We start from the raw sequence: 19,716 nt of genomic DNA on the forward strand, positions 1-19,716 counted from the left end.
AGACTGGGCCGCATGTCCGCGGTCCCGTCCCTCGACCCCGCCGTCTCCGACCTGCTGCGCCGCGACCCCGCCGGTCTGGTGGCCGCCGTCGTCCAGCAGCACGACACCGGCGAGGTGCTGATGCTCGCCTGGATGGACGACGAAGCGCTGCACCGCACGCTGACCACCGGCCGGGCCACCTACTGGTCGCGCAGCCGCGGCGAGTACTGGGTGAAGGGGGAGACCTCGGGCAACCGGCAGTGGGTGCGCGAGGTACGGGTCGACTGCGACGGCGACGCGCTGCTGGTGCTCGTCGAGCAGGAGGGCGCGGCCTGCCACACCGGCGAGCGCAGCTGCTTCCACCGGTCGCTGCCCGCCGTCGAGGGGGTGCCGGCATGAGGTTCGGCGTCACGACCCCGAGCCGCGAGGAGTTCGCGGCGACGGACCAGCCCGTCGTGCCGGTGACCCGTCGTCTGCTCGCCGACAGCGAGACCGCCGTCGGCATCTACCGGAAGCTGGCGGGCAACCGTCCGGGCACCGTCCTGCTGGAGTCCGCCGAGCAGGGCAAGCGCTGGGCGCGCTACAGCTTCGTGGGCGTGCGCAGCGCGGGTGTCCTCACCGAGCGCGACGGCCGCACGGAGTGGCTGGGCGAGTCGGTCCCGGGGCTCACCGACGACCTGCCGGCCGACCCGCTGGACGCCGTCCGGACGATGGCCCGCCGGCTGCGCTCGCCCCGGGTGCCGGGTCTGCCGCCGCTGACCGGCGGACTGGTCGGGTACCTGGGGTACGACGTCGTCCGGCGGCTCGAGCGGCTGCCGGAGACCAGCATCGACGACCTCGGCATGCCCGAGCTCGCGATGATGCTGGTGACCGACCTGGCGGTGCTCGACCACACCGACGGCACGGTGCTGCTGATCGCGAACGCGCTGCGCGGGGGTGGCGGGTACGACGACGCCGTCACGCGCCTGGACGCGATGGCCGCCGACCTCACCAAGGCCGTTCCGCCGGGGGTCGCGGTACTGGAGCCGGCGGACGCCCCACCGGTGCAGAGCAACCTGCAGCCCGGCGTCTACGCCGAGGGCGTCGAGCGGATCCGCGAGCACATCCGGGCCGGCGACGCGTTCCAGGTGGTCCTGGCCCAGCGGTTCGAGCTGCCGACCGACGTCGAGGCGCTCGACCTCTACCGGGTGCTGCGGGCGACCAACCCGTCGCCGTACATGTACCTGCTGCGTTTCGCCGGCCGGGAGAGCCCGTTCGACGTCGTCGGGTCCTCACCGGAGGCGCTGGTCACCGTCACCGGCACCTCCGCGGTCGTGCACCCGCCGGCCGGCACCCGGCCGCGGGGGGCGACGCCGGAGGAGGACGTGCGGCTGGCCGAAGGTCTGCTCGCCGACCCGAAGGAGCGCGCCGAGCACGTGATGCTGGTCGACCTGGCCCGCAACGACCTCGGCCGCGTCTGCGTGCCCGGGACGGTGGAGGTACCCGACTTCATGCGGGTCGAGCACTACAGCCACGTCATGCACCTGGTGTCCACGGTGGCCGGGGAGGTCGCGGCCGAGCACGACGCCCTCGACGTCTTCGACGCCACCTTTCCGGCGGGCACGGTGTCGGGCGCGCCCAAGCCCCGGGCCATGGAGATCATCGAGTCGCTGGAGCCGACCCGGCGGGCGCTCTACGCGGGCACCGTGGGCTATGTGGATGCCAGCGGCGACATGGACATGGCGATCGCCATCCGCACGGCCGTGCTGCACCAGGGGCGGGCGTACGTGCAGGCCGGTGCCGGGATCGTGGCCGACAGCGACCCCGCCACCGAGGAGGCCGAGACCCGGCACAAGGCGCGGGCGGTGCTGTCGGCGATCGCGACGGCGGAGGGGCTGCGGGAGCTCAGGTGAACGGACGCCGGGAGCTCACCGCTGCCGTCGTGGGCTCCGTCCTGGCGGGTGCGCTGGCCCTGTCGGCCGGCGGTCAGGCCTGGGCCACGGTCACCGCGCAGCGCGAGGCGCCGCTGCCGCCGGTCACGGGCCTGCTCACCGGCGCCGACGCCGCGCCCCTCGTGCCGGCCGCGGGGCTGGTGCTGCTCGCCGCCGCGGTCGCCCTGCTCGCCGTCCGCGGCCCCGGCCGGGCGGTGGTCGGGCTGCTCATGGCGGTCGCCGGCGGCGTACTGGCGTGGTCCGGGGTGCGCGCACTCACCGGAGGCCTGGACGACGTCGCCGCGCAGGAGTTCCCCGGGCGCACCGCCGTCACCGCCGAGATCTCGGCCGCGTGGCCGATCCTCGCCGTGCTCGCCGGGGTGCTCGGGATCGCCGCCGGGCTGTTCGCCGTCCTCCGGGGACGCACGTGGCCGGCCATGGGACGCCGCTACGAGCGTCCCGGGACCGAGCGCGTCCAGGCGGCAGCCCCCCGCCCCGAGACCGACGACGACCGTGCCCAGGCCGCCTGGAAGGCGCTGGACCGCGGCGAGGACCCGACCGACCCGGCGCCGGCGGCCGACCGGCCGTAGCGGAACCCGTCGGAGTCGCTGTTCCCGCCCCCCGGACGGAGGGGCCGTGCACCGCATCTAGAGTGGGTCAACCCATCCGGCTGGCGAGGGGACGGACGTGCGACAGGCAATGGAGCTCGTGGGCGAGCACTCATGAACGTGCTCGACGAGATCGTGGCCGGAGTCCGCGAGGACCTCGCCGTCCGTGAGGCGCGCACCCCGTTGGCCGAGGTGAAGGCCCAGGCGCTCGACGCCCGCCCCGCCCTCGACGCCCTGGCCGCCCTGCGCGCGCCCGGTGTCGGCGTCATCGCCGAGGTGAAGCGCCGCAGCCCCTCCAAGGGCGATCTCGCCGCCATCCCCGACCCGGCCGAGCTGGCCGCGCAGTACGCCGCCGGGGGCGCCCGGGTCATCAGCGTGCTCACCGAGCGGCGCCGCTTCGGCGGGTCGCAGGCCGACCTCGACGCCGTCCGCGCCGTCGTCGACGTGCCGGTCCTGTGCAAGGACTTCGTGGTCAGCAGCTACCAGGTGCACGAGGCGCGGGCCCACGGCGCCGACGTCGTCCTGCTGATCGTGGCGGCGCTGGAGCAGAACGCGCTCGTGGGCCTGCTCGAGCGGGTCGAGTCCCTCGGCATGACCGCGCTGGTTGAGGTGCACACCGAGGGCGAGGCCGACCGGGCCATGGACGCCGGCGCGTCGGTGATCGGGGTCAACGCTCGCGACCTGACCACGCTGGAGGTCGACCGGTCGACCTTCGAGAAGATCGCCCCCGGGTTGCCCTCGGGCGTGGTCAAGGTGGCCGAGTCCGGGGTGCGCGGCCCGCACGACCTGATCAGCTACGCAGCGGCCGGCGCCGATGCGGTGCTCGTCGGCGAAGGGCTCGTCACCGCCGGAGACGCCCGCCAGGCAGTAGCCGATCTGGTCACCGCCGGCTCGCATCCTGCGACGCCCCGAACCACTCGCTGACCCCCTGCGCCGCGGGAAGACCGTGGCGCGGGACACTGGGCGCATGACGACGACCAGCCCACCGCAGCCCGGGGAACGTCTCCTGCCGGCGCGGCCGGGTTGGCCCGACGCGACGGGGCACTTCGGGATCTTCGGCGGGCGGTTCGTGCCCGAGGCGCTGATCGCCGCCCTCGACGAGCTGACCGAGGCCTACGAGGCCATGCGGGTCGACCCGGTGTTCCTCGCCGAGTTCGACCGGCTGCAGCGCGAGTACACCGGCCGGCCGAGCCCGATCACCGAGATCGAGCGGTTCGCCGAGCACGCCGGGAGAGCCCGGATCCTGCTCAAGCGCGAGGACCTCAACCACACCGGCTCCCACAAGATCAACAACGTGCTGGGCCAGGCGCTGCTGACCAAGCGGATCGGCAAGAGCCGGGTCATCGCCGAGACCGGAGCGGGGCAGCACGGTGTCGCGACGGCGACGGCGGCCGCGCTCATGGGGCTGTCCTGCACCGTCTACATGGGCGAGGAGGACACCCGCCGACAGGCGCTCAACGTCGCCCGGATGCGGCTCCTCGGCGCCGAGGTCATCCCGGTCACGACCGGCTCGCGCACCCTCAAGGACGCGATCAACGAGGCGTTCCGGGACTGGGTGACCAACGTCGAGACGACGAACTACGTGTTCGGCACCGTGGCGGGCCCGCACCCCTTCCCGGCGATGGTCCGCGATTTCCAGCGGGTGATCGGCGACGAGGCGCGCGAGCAGGTGCTCGAGCGGGAGGGCCGGCTGCCCGACGCCGTCCTGGCCTGTGTCGGCGGCGGGTCGAACGCGATCGGCATCTTCACGGCGTTCGTGCCGGATGACGGCGTGCGGCTGATCGGCCTCGAGGCCGGCGGGGACGGCGTCGACACCGGGCGGCACGCGGCGACCATCACCGGTGGGACGCCGGGCGTGCTGCACGGCGCCCGCTCGTACCTGCTGCAGGACGACAACGGCCAGACGATCGAGTCGCACTCGATCAGCGCCGGGCTGGACTATCCCGGCGTCGGACCGGAGCACTCCTACCTGCACGACATCGGCCGGGCCGAGTACCGGGCGGTGACCGACGCCGAGGCGATGGAGGCCTTCGCCCTGCTCTGCCGGACCGAGGGGATCATCCCGGCGATCGAGTCGGCGCACGCCCTGGCCGGAGCGATGGTCGTGGGCAAGGAGCTCGGCCCCGACGCGCTCCTGCTGGTCAACCTGTCCGGGCGCGGTGACAAGGACGTCGAGACCGCGTCCACGTGGTTCGGCCTCGGCGACCGCGAGGAGGTCGACCCCGGGCCGGGGCTCGACACCGACCAGCAGCCCACGGAGGGTGCGATCAGCAACGACGAGGCCGTAGCGGGATCCGACGCAGGGGACGAAGCATGAGCCGGCTCGCCGAGCGCATCGGCACGGCGAAGGCCGAGGGCCGCGCCGCGCTGATCGCGTACCTCCCGGTCGGTTATCCCGATGTCGACGTCTCGATCGCAGCGATCACTGCCGCTGTCGAGGGCGGTGCCGACGTCGTCGAGATCGGCGTCCCGTACAGCGACCCGGGCATGGACGGGCCGGTGATCCAGCAGGCCGTCGACGTCGCCGTCCGCGCCGGAGTCGGCATGCGCGACGTGCTGCGGGCGGTCGAGGCGGTGGCCGCCGCCGGGGCAGTCCCGGTGGTGATGAGCTACTGGAACCCGATCGAGCGCTACGGAGCCGAACGGTTCTCCACCGACCTGGCCGCGGCCGGGGGAGCGGGCGCCATCACGCCCGACCTGATCCCCGACGAGGCCGCCGACTGGCTGGCCGCCTCCGAGAAGCACGACCTCGACCGCGTCTTCCTCGTGGCGCCGTCCTCCACCGACGCACGGCTGGCCTCGACGACGGCCGCCTGCCGCGGCTTCGTCTACGCCGCCTCGACCATGGGCGTCACCGGCACCCGCGCCACGGTCGGCGACGCGGCCGAGAAGCTCGTCGCCCGCACCCGCCAGGCCGCTCCCGACCTCGCCGTCTGCGTGGGCCTGGGGGTCTCCAACGGCAGCCAGGCCGCCGAGGTCGCCGCGTTCGCCGACGGCGTCATCGTCGGGTCCGCGTACGTGCGGGAGATGCTGGAGGGCCGGGGCGCCGACGGTGTCCGCGCGTTGTCGGAAGACCTGGCGAAGGGCGTGCGCTCATGATCCTCGCGTCCATCCCCAGTCCCACGCAGGGCGTCTGGGAGCTCGGCCCGCTGCCGATCCGGGCCTACGCGCTGTGCATCGTGGCCGGGATCATCGCCGCCATCCTGATCACCGAGAAGCGCTGGGTGGCCCGGGGTGGCGCGCCGGGCGACGTCCTCGACATCGCCGTGTGGGCCGTGCCGTTCGGCATCATCGGCGGCCGGATCTACCACGTGATCTCCAGCCCCCGCGCGTACTTCGGTGAGGGCGGGGACCCGATGCGGGCCTTCGCGATCTGGGAGGGGGGCCTCGGCATCTGGGGCGCCATCGCCTTCGGCGGCGTCGGTGCCTGGATCGCCTGCCGCCGGCGGGGCATCCCGCTGCCGGCCTACGCCGACGCCCTCGCTCCCGGCCTCCTGGTCGCGCAGGCCATCGGGCGGCTGGGCAACTGGTTCAACAACGAGCTCTACGGCGGGCCCACCGACCTGCCGTGGGGCCTGAAGATCTACGAGTGGGACGGCGGGCGCGCGGTGCTCGACGCCTCGGGCCAGCCGGTGCTGCTCGGCACGTTCCACCCGACGTTCCTGTACGAGCTGCTGTGGAACCTCGCCGCTGCCGCGCTGGTCGTCTGGGCCGACCGACGCTTCCAGCTCAGTCACGGCCGGGCCTTCGCCCTCTACGTCGCCAGCTACTGCGTCGGGCGGCTCTGGATCGAACTGCTGCGTACCGATCCCGCCGAGGAGTTCTTCGGGGTGCGGCTCAACGTCTTCACCTCGGTCATCGTGGGCGTGCTGGCCGTCGCCTACCTGTTCTGGCAGCGCGGTCGGCCACGCGAGGTGATCGACCGGGGGCCGAAGGAGGATCAACCGAAGCCCGTCGCCGCCGACCAGGGCGTTCGTGAGGATGATCACCCGGCCACCGACCCCGGCTGACGCGTTCCCGCAGGCCCGGTCCGGCCAGTAACCGAGGTGATCCTGCCGACGCGCCGGAACGGACGTTTATCGGCATGGGGCCTGTGTTATCGCTGTGTACCCTTCGCACCAGACCCGCCGGCGATCCTGGCCGGGTCGTCACCGTCGGAACCGGGCCAGTGTCGCCCCGCGGACGACAGCCCAGCGGTCACCACCCGGTGGGCTCGAACCTGTGCCGGGCAGGACGTACGTTCCCCTCGGCAGCCAGGCTCTCCGCAGTGCTGCCTCGATCGCCACCTTTTCACCGGCCTGGGCCCTCAGCCCCCGTCCGGGACCCCCTCCAGGGCTCCGGACGGCTGCCGACGACGGGAGTGACATGTCCGACCTCACCGCCCCCGCCGCTGCGAAGTCCGCAGTTCCGTTCTCCGCCGTCCCGGCGAAGAACGGCCTGTACGACCCCGCGAACGACAAGGACGCCTGTGGTGTCGCCTTCGTGGCCGACGCCCGCGGGCGCCGGACGCGCGCCATCGTGGCCGCCGGTCTCACCGCGCTGCACAATCTCGACCACCGCGGCGCTGCCGGTTCCGAGCCGAACTCCGGTGACGGCGCCGGCATCCTCACCCAGGTCCCGGACACCCTGCTGCGCGCGAGCGTCGACTTCGACCTGCCGCCGATGGGGGAGTACTCCGTCGGCATCGCCTTCCTCCCGGCCGACGAGACCGAGCGGGCAGCCCGCCTCGACGAGGTCGCGAAGCTCGCGGAGGAGGAGGGCCTGACCGTCCTCGGCTGGCGCGACGTGCCGGTCGACCCCGACGGCGCCGACCTCGGCCCCACCGCCCGCGCGGTCATGCCGTTCTTCGCCCAGCTGTTCGTCGCCGAGACGATGTCCGGCCGCGCCGACACCGCCGCGTTCGGCGGCACCGCTGCCCCCAACGGAGTGACCCGCCTCGAGCGGCGCTCCTTCGTGCTGCGCAAGCGCGCCGAGCGGGCCGCCGTCGACGCCGGCAGCTCCCTGTACATCGCGTCGCTCTCGTCGCGGACGATCACGTACAAGGGCATGCTCACCACCGACCAGCTGCCGCTGTTCTTCCCCGACCTTCGCGACGAGCGCTACGAGTCGGCGATCGCGCTGGTGCACAGCCGCTTCTCGACCAACACGTTCCCGAGCTGGCCGCTGGCCCACCCTTTCCGCTTCATCGCGCACAACGGCGAGATCAACACCATCAAGGGCAACCGCAACCGCATGCGCGCCCGTGAGGCGAAGCTCGCCACGGAGCTGTTCGACGGCCCGGCCGGCCCGGCGTCGGAGCTCGGCCTGGACCGGATCTTCCCGGTGACGGCGAGCGACTTCAGCGACTCGGCCACGTTCGACGAGGTGCTCGAGCTGCTGCACCTGTCCGGCCGCTCGCTGCCGCACGCCGTGCTGATGATGATCCCGGAGGCGTGGGAGAACCACGACGAGATGGACCCGGCCCGCCGGGCCTTCTACCGGTTCCACGCCTCGATCATGGAGCCGTGGGACGGCCCTGCCGCGGTCTGCTTCACCGACGGCACGCTCATCGGCGCCGTCCTCGACCGCAACGGGCTGCGCCCGGGCCGCTGGTGGCAGACCAAGGACGACCTGGTGGTGCTGGCCAGCGAGGTGGGGGTGCTCGACATCCCGCCGGCCGACATCGTCGCCAAGGGCCGCCTGCAGCCCGGCCGGATGTTCCTGGTGGACACCTCCTCGGGGAAGATCGTCTCCGACGAGGAGGTCAAGGGGGCGCTGGCCGCCGAGCACCCCTACGACGACTGGCTGCACGCCGGCCTCGTCCACCTGCCCTCGTTGCCCGAGCGCCGCCGGTCGCGGCCCAGCCACGAGTCCGTCGTCCGCCGGCAGATGCTGTTCGGGTACACCGAGGAGGAGCTGCGCGTCCTGGTGACGCCGATGGCCTCCAGTGGCGCCGAGCCGATCGGCTCGATGGGCACCGACACCCCGATCGCGTCGCTGTCGGACCGCTCCCGGCTGCTCTACGAGTACTTCGGGCAGCTGTTCGCGCAGGTGACCAACCCGCCGTTGGACGCGATCCGCGAGGAGCTGGTCACCAGCCTCGGGCGCACCTTCGGCCCGGAGCAGAACCTGCTGCAGGCGACCCCGGCCTCGTGTCGCCAGGTGTACCTGCCGTTCCCGGTCATCGACAACGACGAGCTCGCCAAGATCCTGCACATCGACGACGACGGCGACCTGCCCGGATACGCCGCCGTCCGGATCACCGGGCACTTCGACGTCAACGGCGGTGGCTCGGCCCTCGCCGAGGCCATCGAGCAGCTGCGGACCAAGGTCTCCAAGGCGATCGCGGCCGGCGCGCGGATCATCGTGCTCTCCGACCGCGACTGCGACGAGAAGCGCGCGCCGATCCCGTCACTGCTCATGACCGCGGCCGTCCACCACCACCTCGTCCGCGAGAAGACCCGCATGGAGGTCGGTCTCGTCGTCGAGTCCGGCGACTGCCGCGAGGTGCACCACGTCGCGCTGCTGCTCGGCTACGGCGCCGCCGCGGTCAACCCCTACCTGGCCTTCGAGTCGATCGAGGACCTGATCCGCGACGGGGCGCTCACCGGCGTGGAGCCCGCCCAGGCAGTGCGCAACATGGTCAAGGCGCTGGGCAAGGGCGTGCTCAAGGTGATGAGCAAGATGGGCATCAGCACCGCCGGCTCGTACACGATGGCGCAGATCTTCGAGGCCGTCGGGCTCTCCCAGGACCTCGTCGACGAGTACTTCACCGGCACCTCCTGCCCGCTGGGCGGCGTCGGCATCGACGTCCTCGCCGAGGAGGTGGCCATGCGCCACCGCCGCGCCTACCCGGAGAACCCGACCGAGCGGGCGCACCGCCGGCTGGAGACCGGCGGCGAGTACCAGTGGCGCCGCGAGGGCGAGGTGCACCTGTTCAACCCCGAGACGGTGTTCCTGCTCCAGCACGCCACCCGGTCGCGCCAGTACGACGTCTTCGAGAAGTACACGTCCACGGTCGACAAGCTCTCGGAGGAGGCCGCCACCCTGCGTGGGCTCTTCACGCTGAAGACCGGCGTCCGCGAGCCCGTGCCGCTGGAGGAGGTCGAGCCGGTCAGCGAGATCGTCAAGCGGTTCAACACCGGTGCGATGAGCTACGGCTCCATCTCCGCCGAGGCGCACCAGACCCTCGCGATCGCGATGAACCGGCTCGGTGGACGGTCCAACACCGGTGAGGGCGGCGAGGACCCCGACCGCTTCACCCCCGACCCGAACGGCGACCTGCGCCGCTCGGCGATCAAGCAGGTCGCCAGCGGCCGGTTCGGCGTCACCAGCGAGTACCTGGTCAACGCCGACGACATCCAGATCAAGATGGCGCAGGGCGCGAAGCCCGGCGAGGGCGGCCAGCTGCCGGGCAGCAAGGTGTACCCGTGGGTGGCCCGTACCCGGCACTCCACGCCCGGCGTCGGCCTGATCAGCCCGCCGCCGCACCACGACATCTACTCGATCGAGGACCTCAAGCAGCTCATCCACGACCTCAAGAACGCCAACAACGACGCGCGGATCCACGTCAAGCTGGTGTCGGAGGTCGGGGTCGGCACGGTCGCGGCCGGGGTCAGCAAGGCGCACGCGGACGTCGTCCTGATCTCCGGGCACGACGGCGGCACCGGCGCGGCACCGCTGACGTCGCTCAAGCACGCCGGCTCGCCGTGGGAGCTCGGGCTGGCCGAGACGCAGCAGACCCTGCTCGCCAACGGGCTGCGCGACCGGATCGTCGTCCAGGTCGACGGGCAGATGAAGACCGGCCGGGACGTGATCGTCGCGGCCCTGCTCGGTGCCGAGGAGTTCGGTTTCGCGACCGCCCCGCTCGTGGTGTCGGGCTGCGTGATGATGCGGGTCTGTCACCTCGACACCTGTCCGGTCGGCGTCGCCACCCAGAACCCGGAGCTGCGCAAGCGGTTCACCGGCACGCCGGAGTTCGTCGTCACCTTCTTCGAGTTCCTGGCCGAGCAGGTGCGCACCTACCTGGCCGAGCTGGGCTTCCGGACGATCGACGAGGCCATCGGCCACGCCGAGCTGCTCGACACCCGCAAGGCGGTCGGGCACTGGAAGGCCGAGGGCCTGGACCTCTCGCCGATGCTGGTCGTGCCCGAGCTGCCCGAGGGGGCGCCGCTGCGCCGCGTGAAGTCCCAGGACCACGGGCTCGACATCGCCCTCGACCAGACCCTGATCCAGCTCTGCGAGGGTGCGCTGCTGGACGCGCGGCCGGTCAGCCTGGAGCTGCCCGTCCGCAACGTCAATCGCACGGTCGGGACGATGCTGGGCTCGATGGTCACCCGTCGCTTCGGCGGGGAGGGTCTGCCCGACGGCACGATCGACCTGACCTTCGGCGGGTCCGCCGGTCAGTCGTTCGGCGCCTTCCTGCCGCGGGGCATCACGATGCGGCTCTACGGGGACGCCAACGACTACGTCGGCAAGGGCCTCTCCGGTGGCCGGATCGTCGTCCGGCCGTCGCGCGAGGCGCCGTTCGCGGCGGAGGACAACGTCATCGCCGGCAACGTCATCGGCTACGGCGCGACCGGGGGCGAGATCTTCCTCCGCGGCCGGGTCGGCGAGCGGTTCTGCGTGCGCAACTCCGGTGCCCTGGCCGTCGTGGAGGGCGTGGGCGACCACGCGCTCGAGTACATGACCGGTGGCCGCGCGGTGATCCTCGGCGCGACCGGGCGGAACATCGCGGCCGGGATGTCGGGCGGCATCGGCTACGTGCTCGAGCTGGCCCGCCACCGGGTGAACTCCGAGATGGTCGACGTCGAGCCGCTGGACGGCGAGTCGGCCCAGTGGCTGCGCGACGTCCTCGTGCGGTACGCCGCCGACACCGAGTCGACGGTGGCGCACGCGCTGCTGGCCGACTGGGGCCGCTGGTCGGAGCAGTTCAGCGTGATCATCCCGCGCGACTACCGGCGCGCGCTGGACGCCCAGCGGATGGCCGAGGCCAACGGAACAGATGTGGATCTCGCCGTGATGGAGGCAGCTCGTGGCTGACACGCGGCACCCGACCGAACGGCTCACGGAGCTCGCGCAGAAGGAGGCAGCTCGTGGCTGACACCACTGGATTCCTGAAGTTCGACCGCGAGCTGCCGCCGCGCCGTCCCGTCGAGGTCCGGATCCGGGACTGGAAGGACGTCTACGTCGCCCGGCAGAACGGCGAGGACCCGCTGTTCCCGACGGCCGAGGTGCGCAAGCAGGCTGCCCGTTGCATGGACTGCGGCATCCCGTTCTGCCACCACGCGTGCCCCGTGGCCAACCTGATCCCGGAGTGGAACGACCTCGCCCGCCGGGACGACTGGCACGACGCGATCGAGCGGCTGCACTCGACGAACAACTTCCCGGAGTTCACCGGGAAGCTCTGCCCTGCTCCGTGCGAGGGCTCCTGCGTGCTGAACCTGCAGGAGGCGCCCGTCACGATCAAGCAGATCGAGTGGGAGATCATCGACCGCGCCTACGACGAGGGCTGGGTCGAGCCGCAGACCCCGACCGAGCGGACCGGCCGGAAAGTCGCCGTCGTCGGCTCCGGGCCCGCCGGGCTCGCGGCTGCCCAGCAGCTCACCCGCGCCGGGCACGACGTCACCGTCTACGAGCGGGCCGACCGCATCGGTGGCCTGCTCCGCTACGGGATCCCCGAGTTCAAGATGGAGAAGGCCGTGCTCGACCGGCGGCTGGACCAGATGCGCGCCGAGGGCACGCGCTTCGTCACCGGCGTCGACGTCGGCGGCAGCAAGGACGGCGACCTGTCGGCCGAGCAGCTGCGGGCGGACTTCGAGGCCGTCGTCCTCGCCGGGGGTGCGACCGTCGGCCGTGACCTGCCCGCTCCGGGCCGCGACCTCACGGGCATCCACCTGGCCATGGAGTACCTGCCCTACGGCAACCTCCAGGCGCTGGGCGAGCTCGACGACCCGCCGATCAACGCGCGCGGCCAGCACGTCGTGATCATCGGTGGGGGCGACACCGGCGCCGACTGCCTCGGCACCGCGCACCGGCAGGGCGCCGCCTCGGTGACCCAGCTGGAGATCATGCCGACGCCGCCGGACCGCCGGGCCGAGACCAACCCGTGGCCCACCTACCCGATGATCATGCGCGTCTCCAGCGCGCACGAGGAGGGTGGCGAGCGGCTCTACTCGGTCAACACCGAGCGCTTCCTCGGTCATGAGGAGGGCCCCGCCCACGGCCGGGTGCGGGCGCTGCTCCTGCACGAGGTCGAGATGGTCGAGGGGCGCTTCACCAAGATCGAGGGCACCGAGCGCGAGGTCCCGGCCGACCTGGTCTTCCTGGCCATGGGCTTCACCGGGGCTCAGCGCGAGGGCCTGATCGACGCACTCGGCGTGCAGGTCGACGGGCGCGGCAACGTGGCGCGCGACGAGCAGTTCATGTCCACCGAGCCGGGCGTCTTCGTGGCCGGCGACATCGGCCGCGGGCAGTCGCTGATCGTCTGGGCGATCGCGGAGGGGCGCGCGGCGGCCGCTGCGGCGGACACCTTCCTGACCGGCGGTTCCGACCTGCCGCGGCCCGTCGCACCGACGGCGGTCGCGCTCCGCTAGGAGAAGGACCCCGTCCTCCTCACCCCTCGCAGGCTCGGGGCGAGCCTCTGGACGGGGCCGGGCGGGGCGCGTCGGCCAGAAGTTCGGCTGCCCATTAGCGTTATCGCCATGTCCCGCCGCGCCAAGATCGTCTGCACCCTCGGGCCGGCGACCAGCTCCCTCGAGCAGGTCACCGCCCTCGTCGAGTCCGGGATGGACGTGGCCCGGCTGAACTTCAGCCACGGGGCGCACGCCCACCACGCCACCGCCTACGAGCGGGTCCGGGCCGCCTCCGACAGCACCGGCCACGCGGTCGCCGTCCTGGCCGACCTGCAGGGGCCGAAGATCCGGCTCGGCACTTTCGCCGACGGCCCGGTCACCTGGGCGACCGGCGCCCAGGTCTGCATCACCGTCGAGGACGTGCCCGGCACCGCCGAGCGGGTGTCCACCACCTACAAGGGCCTGGCCGACGACGTCGTCGTCGGCGACCGGCTGCTCGTGGACGACGGGAAGCTCGCCCTGACGGTGGTCCGCGTCGAGGGTCCCGACGTGTTCTGCCTGGTCGTCGAGGGCGGGGAGGTGTCCAACAACAAGGGGCTGTCCCTGCCCGGCGTCGCGGTCAGCGTGCCCGCCCTCTCGGACAAGGACGAGGAGGATCTCCGCTTCGCGCTGCACCTCGGCGTGGACTTCATCGCGCTGTCCTTCGTCCGCTCCGCCGATGACGCCGAACTCGTCCGCGACATCATGCGGCAGGAGGACATCTACGTCCCCGTCATCGCGAAGCTGGAGAAGCCCGAGGCGGTCGAGAACCTCGAGGCCATCGTCGAGGCGTTCGACGCGATCATGGTGGCCCGCGGTGACCTCGGGGTGGAGCTGGCACTGGAGCAGGTGCCGCTGGTGCAGAAGCGCGCGATCCAGGCAGCCCGCGAGCGGAACAAGCCGGTCATCGTGGCCACCCAGATGCTCGAGTCGATGATCACGAACTCCCGGCCCACCCGCGCCGAGGCCTCCGACGTCGCCAACGCCGTCCTGGACGGCGCCGACGCGGTGATGCTGTCGGGGGAGACGTCGGTGGGTGCGCACCCGGTCGGCGCCGTCCGGACGATGGAACGGATCATCGACGCGGTCGAGAGCGACACCACCATCTCCGTGCCGGACGTCGTGCGCCGGTCGCGGTCTCGCTCTGGTGCGATCGTTCGGGCTGCCAAGGACGTGGGCGAGGCGCTCGAGGTCAAGGCGCTGGCCACCTTCACGCAGACCGGCGAGACCGCCAAGCGGCTGGCCGCGCTGCACCCGCGCCAGCCCCTGCTGGCCTTCACCGTCGACGCCCGCGTGCGCAGCCAGCTGGCGCTGTCGTGGGGCGTGGAGACGTTCCTGGTGCCCTCCGTGGAGCACACCGACGACATGGTGGCGCAGGTCGACTTCTCGCTGCTGTCGATCGGCCGGCTCAAGGTCGGCGACCGGGTCGTGGTCGTGGCCGGCAGCCCGCCCAACACCGTCGGGTCCACGAACCTCATCCGCGTGCACGAGGTGGGCACCGACTCGTGAGCGAGGGTGACAACCAGGCTGCGGCGCTGATGTGGGTGCTCGGGCTGGAGGAGCGCGACATCGACCTCTTCGTCGGGCAGACGCCGGAGACCCGCACGCAGCGCATCTTCGGTGGGCAGGTCGCCGGGCAGGCGCTGATGGCCGCCTCCAGGACCCTGCCCGAGGAGCGCAGCGTGCACTCGCTGCACGCCTACTTCCTCCGCCCCGGTGACCCGACCGAGGAGATCCGCTACGCCGTCGACCGGATCCGGGACGGGCGCACGTTCAGCACGCGCCGGGTGCTCGCGATGCAGCGCCGCAACGGTGCCGACGTCGCGATCTTCGCCCTGACCGCGGATGCGTCGGCGGGGGAGCAGCCGGTCGTCGAGCACTCGCTGCCGATCCCCGACGTGCCACGGCCGGAGGAGCTGCCGTCACTGCAGGAGCTCGTCGCGCCCTACGGGAAGCGGGCGGCCGTGGCCATGTCGATCAGCCGGGCGGTTGAGCAGCGACTGCTCGAGGACCCGTTCGACCGCCGACCGAAGAGCCCGCCGGACACCAGCTCCTGGGCGTGGATGCGGGTCGCGGGGCGCCTGCCGCCGGAGCAGGCGGTGCACCGCGCGGCGCTGACCTTCGTCAGCGACCTCTCGCTCCTGTCGGCGGGTCTGGCGCGGATCGGCGGCGGCCTGGGTGGGGACTACGCCGGCTCGAGCCTCGACCACGCCGTGTGGTTTCACCAGCCGGTCCGCGCCGACGAGTGGTTCCTCTACCAGATCGACAGCCCCGCGGCGTCGGCCGGCCGTGCGCTCTGCTTCGGCCAGATCTGGGCGGCCGACGGCACCCACGTGGCCACGGTCGCCCAGCAGGGCCTCATCCGGCCGATGTCGGCGTAAGGACCCCTCTGCCCCCACCGCTCACAAGCTCGCGGCGGGCCCCTGCAGAGGGGCCGGGATCGCGTGATCGGCGGAGCGTGCCTGCTCCGCAGCACGCTCCTGCTCCGCGGCGGCTCGGGCCTGCTCCGCAGCTGCGCGGTCGCGCTCCTCCTCGGCGGCGTGTTCGGCGGCCGCAGCGGCGAAGTCGGCGGCCAGCCAGTCGTGGCCCTCGCTGAGCAGCGCCCACACCCGCTCGACGTGCGCCCGGGTCGTGGCCGGCGAGCCGATGGCGACCCGCAGCACCGCCGTCCCGCCGACGTTCGTGTGGGTCAGGAACACCTCGCCGCCGTCGTTAAGCCGCTCCAGGAGCGTCATCGTCGCGACGTCGGCGTCCACGTCGTCCGCCCAGACGGGGCGAAGGCAGACGAGCGACAGCGGGTGTGCGGTGGCCACCTCGAACCGCCCGTCGGCTGCGGCCCAGCCCGCCAGTTCCTGGGCCAGGGCGACGTGCGAGCGGATGTGGGCCCGCAGGCCCTCGGCGCCGTACCACCGCAGGACGAACCACAGCTTGAGGGCGCGGAACCGGCGGCCGAGCGGGATCTGCCAGTCGCGGAAGTCGACGACGGCCCCGGCGTCCGTGGCGGCGTTGCGCAGGTACTCCGGGAGGATCGACAGCGCTCCGGTGAGCGCGGCGCGGTCAGCGACCCAGAAGAGCGTCGCGTCGAAGCCGGTGAGCAGCCACTTGTGCGCGTCGGTCGTGTAGCTGTCGGCCCACTCGACGCCGGCCTGCAGTTCGCGGAGCTCGGGGACGACGGCGCTGACGCCGGCATAGGCCGCGTCGACGTGCAGCCAGACCCCGTACTTCTGGCAGATCGGGCCGAGCTCGGCCAGCGGGTCGACCGCGGTCGTCGACGTCGTCCCGACCGTGGCGCAGACCAGCACCGGCGTGTAGCCGCGGGCGACGTCCCGCTCGAGCCGGGCGGCGAGTGCCGCCGGGCGCATCGCCAGGTCGCCGTCCACCTCGACGACGCGGACGGCGTCGGTGCCCAGGCCCGCGATCCGCACGGCCTTCTCCATCGACGAGTGCGTCTCCGAGGAGACGTAGACCGTCGCCCGGTCGGGATCGACGCCCTGGCGGAGCGACGCGCCCGTGCTGGACCGGTGCAGGGCGGCCAGCAGGGCCACCAGGTTGGCGCCGGAGCTGGAGTCCTGGACGACGCCGCCGCCGGGTCCGTCGGAGCGGAAGGACGCCGGGAGGCCCAAGAGGTCGGCCAGCCAGTCCATGACGTGCTGCTCGAGCTCGGTGGCCGCGGGGCTGGTCACCCACGACATCCCCTGGACCCCGAGCCCGGCGGAGACGAGGTCGCCGAGCACCGACGGCCCGGAGGTGTTCGCGGGGAAGTAGCCGAAGAAGCCGGGGTGCTGCCAGTGCGTGACGCCCGGGAGCACGACCCGGTCGAGGTCGGCGAGGACGGCGGAGAACGGCTCGCCCTGCTCCGGGGGAGCAGCCGGCAGGGAGGCACGGACCTCGCCGGGGGAGACCTGCGAGCGCACCGGAAGCGACCCGATCCGGGTCCAGTAGTCGGCGATCCAGTCGACGACCTCGTGCCCGTGCTGCCGGAACTGCTCGGGCGTCATGTGCGGAACAGGCTCGGTCACGAGGGACACCGTATTGGGGGAAGCCACGGCGCAGCCGGGTGGACCAGGCGCGGGGGCCCGGAGGGTCTCCCGGCGGGGACACGAGTGGGGCTCAACGCAGCTGGGGAACGCCTCCTGGCCGCGGTGCGGTCCGGAGGACCGCAATGTGATGGCCGCGGTGTCGTCCGGAGGACGACAAATTACGCAGTGCCCCCGGTGCGACTCGAACGCACACTGCGCGGGTTTTGAATCCGCTCCCTCTGCCGATTGGGGTACGGGGGCGAGCCGGAGTGACCGGCTGCCGCCCGAGCAGCCTAGCGGGGAGGTGCGGTGGCGCCGACGTCGCTAGGCTCCCGCTCGTGAGCAGCGAGACGATCCGGGTCCTCATCGCCGAGGACGAGGCGCTCATCCGCCTCGACCTCAAGGAAATGCTCGAAGAGGAGGGGTACTCCGTCGTCGCCGAGGTCGGTGACGGTCAGCAGGCCGTCGACCGGGCGAAGGAACTCAATCCCGACCTCGTCATCCTGGACATCCAGATGCCGGTCCTCGACGGGCTGTCGGCCGCCGAGCAGATCGCCACCGAGCGGATCGCCCCGGTCATCGTGCTGACCGCCTTCAGCCAGCGCGAGCTGGTCGAGCGGGCGCGCGACGCCGGTGCGATGGCCTACCTGGTGAAGCCGTTCTCCAAGAACGACCTCGTGCCGGCGATCGAGGTCGCCCGCGCCCGCTTCGCGGAGATGACGGCCCTGGACGGCGAGGTGCGCACCCTCGAGGAGCGCCTGGAGACCCGAAAGATCGTCGAGAAGGCCAAGGGCCGGCTCATGGAGGATCAGGGCATCACCGAGGCCGAGGCGTTCCGCTGGATCCAGCGGACGGCGATGAACCAGCGCACGTCCATGAAAGCCCTGGCGCAGTCGATCCTCGAGCCCGACGGCGCGGCCGAGGGCACCTCCGCCTGAGCCTCCGCCGGGGCGCCCTCGACGGATCCGAGGCGGGTCCACGGCGGCGATGACGGGGGCAAATCACCGGATTTTCGGCCTGATGACGCCAGATGGCCAGGTCACGACCTAATCACAGTGTGCGAGACGGTGGCTCCGGGTCCCGACCCAGCGGCTACGTTTCAGCGCACTGATGGGGCTCCGTCGGCATCTGCCTGGCGGGGCCGCGGAGCGAGGACTGGGAGTCTTGTTTATGCGCACAGGCAATTTCGCCCGCGCGTTCAGCGTCTCTACTGTCGCCCTGCTCGCTGTCACCGCGTGTGGCAGCGACAGTGACGACAGCGGCGGCGGGAGCGACAGCGGCGGCAGCAACGAGGCCGTCACCAACATCTACGGCTCCGACGGCAACATGGGCAGCGCCCTCGGTGACCAGTTCACCGACAAGGGTGCCTTGGCCGGTATGAAGGGCACGACCCCGCTGACCGACCTGAGTGCGGACTTCAAGGAGCGTCTCGACGCTCTGAACCCCGACCTCGGCGGCACGTACAACTACGCGGGCGAGTCCTACGACGCGGTCGTGCTCGTTGCCCTGGCCGCTCAGTCGGCCGGCACCAACGACGCCACCGCATTCGCGCCCTACATCAACGGGCTGACCAGCGGCGGGGACACCTGCACCGACTTCGCCAGCTGCCTCGAGATCCTCAACGAGGGTGGCGACGTCGACTACGACGGCGCGTCGGGTCCGCTCAGCTTCTCCGACCCGGGCGAGCCCGCGGTGGCGAGCTTCGGCCTGCTGCAGTTCGGTGAGGACAACAAGATCGACGACTCGCTCACCGAGTTCCAGGTCGCCGGTGACGAGGCGCAGGCCGCCACCGACGCCGGTCCGGCTCCGGTGGCTCCCGGCGCGACGGGTGGCCCGCTGGTCGTCGGCACGCTGCTGCCACTGACCGGTTCGCTCGCCTTCCTCGGCCCGCCCGAGGTCGCCGGCGTCCAGCTGGCGGTCCAGGAGATCAACGCGGCCGGTGGCGCCCTCGGTGCCCCCGTCCAGCTGGTCGAGGGTGACTCGGGCGACACGTCGACCGACACCGCCAACACGACGGTCGACCGCCTGCTGGCGGCCAACGTCAACGCGATCATCGGTGCCGCGTCGTCCTCGGTGAGCCTCACCGTGATCGACAAGATCGCCGCGGCCGGCGTCGTGCAGTTCTCGCCGGCGAACACCTCCGACCAGTTCACCACCTACAACGACTCGGGGCTGTACTTCCGCACGGCGCCCCCGGACGTGCTGCAGGCGGTGCCGCTGGCCGACCTGGTGCTCAGCGACGGGAACACGACGGTCGGGATCCTCAACCTCAACGACGCCTACGGCACGGGCCTGGCCAAGAACGTGGCCGCCAACCTGGTCGACGGTGGGCTGAACGAGGACGACATCCTGTCCATCACCTACGACCCGACGGCCTCGTCGTACGACACCGAGGTCCAGCAGATGGTCGAGTTCGGTCCCGACGCCATCGTCGTGATCGGCTTCGACGAGTCGGCTCGCATCATCCAGGAGCTCAACGCGCAGGGCATCGGCCCCGCACGTTGATCTCCTGACAGGTGATCGACTAGCTCCACCGCACTGACGCAGCGGCCCGGCACCCTCGAGGTGCCGGGCCGCTGCTGCGTCTGCGGGGCATGACGTCCCACCC

Annotated in this window: 14 protein-coding genes and 1 tRNA gene; 13 read left to right on the forward strand and 2 right to left on the reverse strand. The window is 72.2% G+C overall.

Annotated elements, in window-relative coordinates:
• Positions 1-12 precede the first annotated feature (12 nt).
• From hisI to E4P38_RS13160, 11 genes are all read left to right on the forward strand, one after another.
• A complete protein-coding gene (hisI, locus tag E4P38_RS13110; RefSeq protein WP_135132259.1) occupies positions 13-378 on the forward strand; it encodes a phosphoribosyl-AMP cyclohydrolase in 366 nt (121 codons plus the stop codon).
• The gene (locus tag E4P38_RS13115) at positions 375-1,871 is read left to right on the forward strand and encodes an anthranilate synthase component I (RefSeq protein WP_135132260.1); all 1,497 of its coding nucleotides are present in this window, start codon (positions 375-377) and stop codon (positions 1,869-1,871) included. Before hisI ends, E4P38_RS13115 begins: the two co-directional genes overlap by 4 nt.
• Entirely contained in the window at positions 1,868-2,479 is a 612-nt protein-coding gene (locus tag E4P38_RS13120; RefSeq protein WP_135132261.1) for a TIGR02234 family membrane protein, read from the forward strand. The genes E4P38_RS13115 and E4P38_RS13120 overlap by 4 nt, the downstream gene beginning before the upstream one ends.
• A 132-nt stretch (positions 2,480-2,611) precedes the next feature.
• Positions 2,612-3,421 carry an indole-3-glycerol phosphate synthase TrpC gene (gene trpC / locus E4P38_RS13125; protein ID WP_135132262.1) on the forward strand — a complete coding sequence of 270 codons (810 nt, stop codon included), beginning with the start codon at positions 2,612-2,614 and terminating at the stop codon, positions 3,419-3,421.
• A gap of 43 nt (positions 3,422-3,464) precedes the next feature.
• Positions 3,465-4,814 carry a tryptophan synthase subunit beta gene (gene trpB, locus E4P38_RS13130; RefSeq protein ID WP_135132263.1) on the forward strand — a complete coding sequence of 450 codons (1,350 nt, stop codon included), beginning with the start codon at positions 3,465-3,467 and terminating at the stop codon, positions 4,812-4,814.
• Positions 4,811-5,596 (forward strand): tryptophan synthase subunit alpha, encoded by a 786-nt coding sequence (trpA, locus tag E4P38_RS13135; RefSeq protein WP_135132264.1) that lies wholly within the window; start codon positions 4,811-4,813, stop codon positions 5,594-5,596. The genes trpB and trpA overlap by 4 nt, the downstream gene beginning before the upstream one ends.
• Complete coding sequence (lgt, locus tag E4P38_RS13140; protein WP_135132265.1) at positions 5,593-6,507, forward strand: prolipoprotein diacylglyceryl transferase; 915 nt, start codon at positions 5,593-5,595, stop codon at positions 6,505-6,507. The genes trpA and lgt overlap by 4 nt, the downstream gene beginning before the upstream one ends.
• A 355-nt stretch (positions 6,508-6,862) precedes the next feature.
• Entirely contained in the window at positions 6,863-11,518 is a 4,656-nt protein-coding gene (gene gltB / locus E4P38_RS13145; RefSeq protein ID WP_135132266.1) for a glutamate synthase large subunit, read from the forward strand.
• A gap of 53 nt (positions 11,519-11,571) precedes the next feature.
• Positions 11,572-13,071, forward strand: coding sequence for a glutamate synthase subunit beta (locus tag E4P38_RS13150; RefSeq protein ID WP_135132267.1), 1,500 nt, complete (start codon positions 11,572-11,574; stop codon positions 13,069-13,071).
• A 108-nt stretch (positions 13,072-13,179) separates the two neighbouring features.
• Entirely contained in the window at positions 13,180-14,598 is a 1,419-nt protein-coding gene (gene pyk / locus E4P38_RS13155; RefSeq protein WP_135132268.1) for a pyruvate kinase, read from the forward strand.
• Positions 14,595-15,470: an acyl-CoA thioesterase domain-containing protein gene (locus E4P38_RS13160; RefSeq protein ID WP_245160999.1), complete on the forward strand. Its 876-nt coding sequence runs from the start codon at positions 14,595-14,597 to the stop codon at positions 15,468-15,470. Before pyk ends, E4P38_RS13160 begins: the two co-directional genes overlap by 4 nt.
• 21 nt (positions 15,471-15,491) lie before the next feature.
• On the opposite strand, the gene E4P38_RS13165 is transcribed toward E4P38_RS13160, so the two are convergent.
• Positions 15,492-17,108: an aminotransferase class V-fold PLP-dependent enzyme gene (locus E4P38_RS13165; protein ID WP_245161000.1), complete on the reverse strand. Its 1,617-nt coding sequence runs from the start codon at positions 17,106-17,108 to the stop codon at positions 15,492-15,494.
• Between the two features lie 187 nt (positions 17,109-17,295).
• A tRNA-Leu gene (locus tag E4P38_RS13170) sits at positions 17,296-17,369 on the reverse strand.
• A gap of 77 nt (positions 17,370-17,446) precedes the next feature.
• On the opposite strand from E4P38_RS13170, the gene E4P38_RS13175 reads away from it, so the two are divergent.
• Positions 17,447-18,046, forward strand: coding sequence for a response regulator (locus tag E4P38_RS13175; RefSeq protein WP_135132269.1), 600 nt, complete (start codon positions 17,447-17,449; stop codon positions 18,044-18,046).
• 232 nt (positions 18,047-18,278) lie between these two features.
• Positions 18,279-19,613 carry an ABC transporter substrate-binding protein gene (locus E4P38_RS13180; protein WP_135132270.1) on the forward strand — a complete coding sequence of 445 codons (1,335 nt, stop codon included), beginning with the start codon at positions 18,279-18,281 and terminating at the stop codon, positions 19,611-19,613.
• The last annotated feature ends 103 nt before the right edge of the window (positions 19,614-19,716 follow it).

The sequence above is a fragment of the Blastococcus sp. CT_GayMR16 genome, from assembly GCF_004570875.1.
Lineage (GTDB): Bacteria > Actinomycetota > Actinomycetes > Mycobacteriales > Geodermatophilaceae > Blastococcus_B.

Coding starts and splice junctions, on each gene's coding strand:
- trpB (WP_135132263.1), top strand. CDS start 3,465: ATGACGACGACCAGCCCACCGCAGCCCGGGGAACGTCTCCTGCCGGCG.
- hisI (WP_135132259.1), top strand. CDS start 13: ATGTCCGCGGTCCCGTCCCTCGACCCCGCCGTCTCCGACCTGCTGCGC.
- lgt (WP_135132265.1), top strand. CDS start 5,593: ATGATCCTCGCGTCCATCCCCAGTCCCACGCAGGGCGTCTGGGAGCTC.
- gltB (WP_135132266.1), top strand. CDS start 6,863: ATGTCCGACCTCACCGCCCCCGCCGCTGCGAAGTCCGCAGTTCCGTTC.
- E4P38_RS13180 (WP_135132270.1), top strand. CDS start 18,279: ATGCGCACAGGCAATTTCGCCCGCGCGTTCAGCGTCTCTACTGTCGCC.
- trpC (WP_135132262.1), top strand. CDS start 2,612: ATGAACGTGCTCGACGAGATCGTGGCCGGAGTCCGCGAGGACCTCGCC.
- pyk (WP_135132268.1), top strand. CDS start 13,180: ATGTCCCGCCGCGCCAAGATCGTCTGCACCCTCGGGCCGGCGACCAGC.
- trpA (WP_135132264.1), top strand. CDS start 4,811: ATGAGCCGGCTCGCCGAGCGCATCGGCACGGCGAAGGCCGAGGGCCGC.
- E4P38_RS13115 (WP_135132260.1), top strand. CDS start 375: ATGAGGTTCGGCGTCACGACCCCGAGCCGCGAGGAGTTCGCGGCGACG.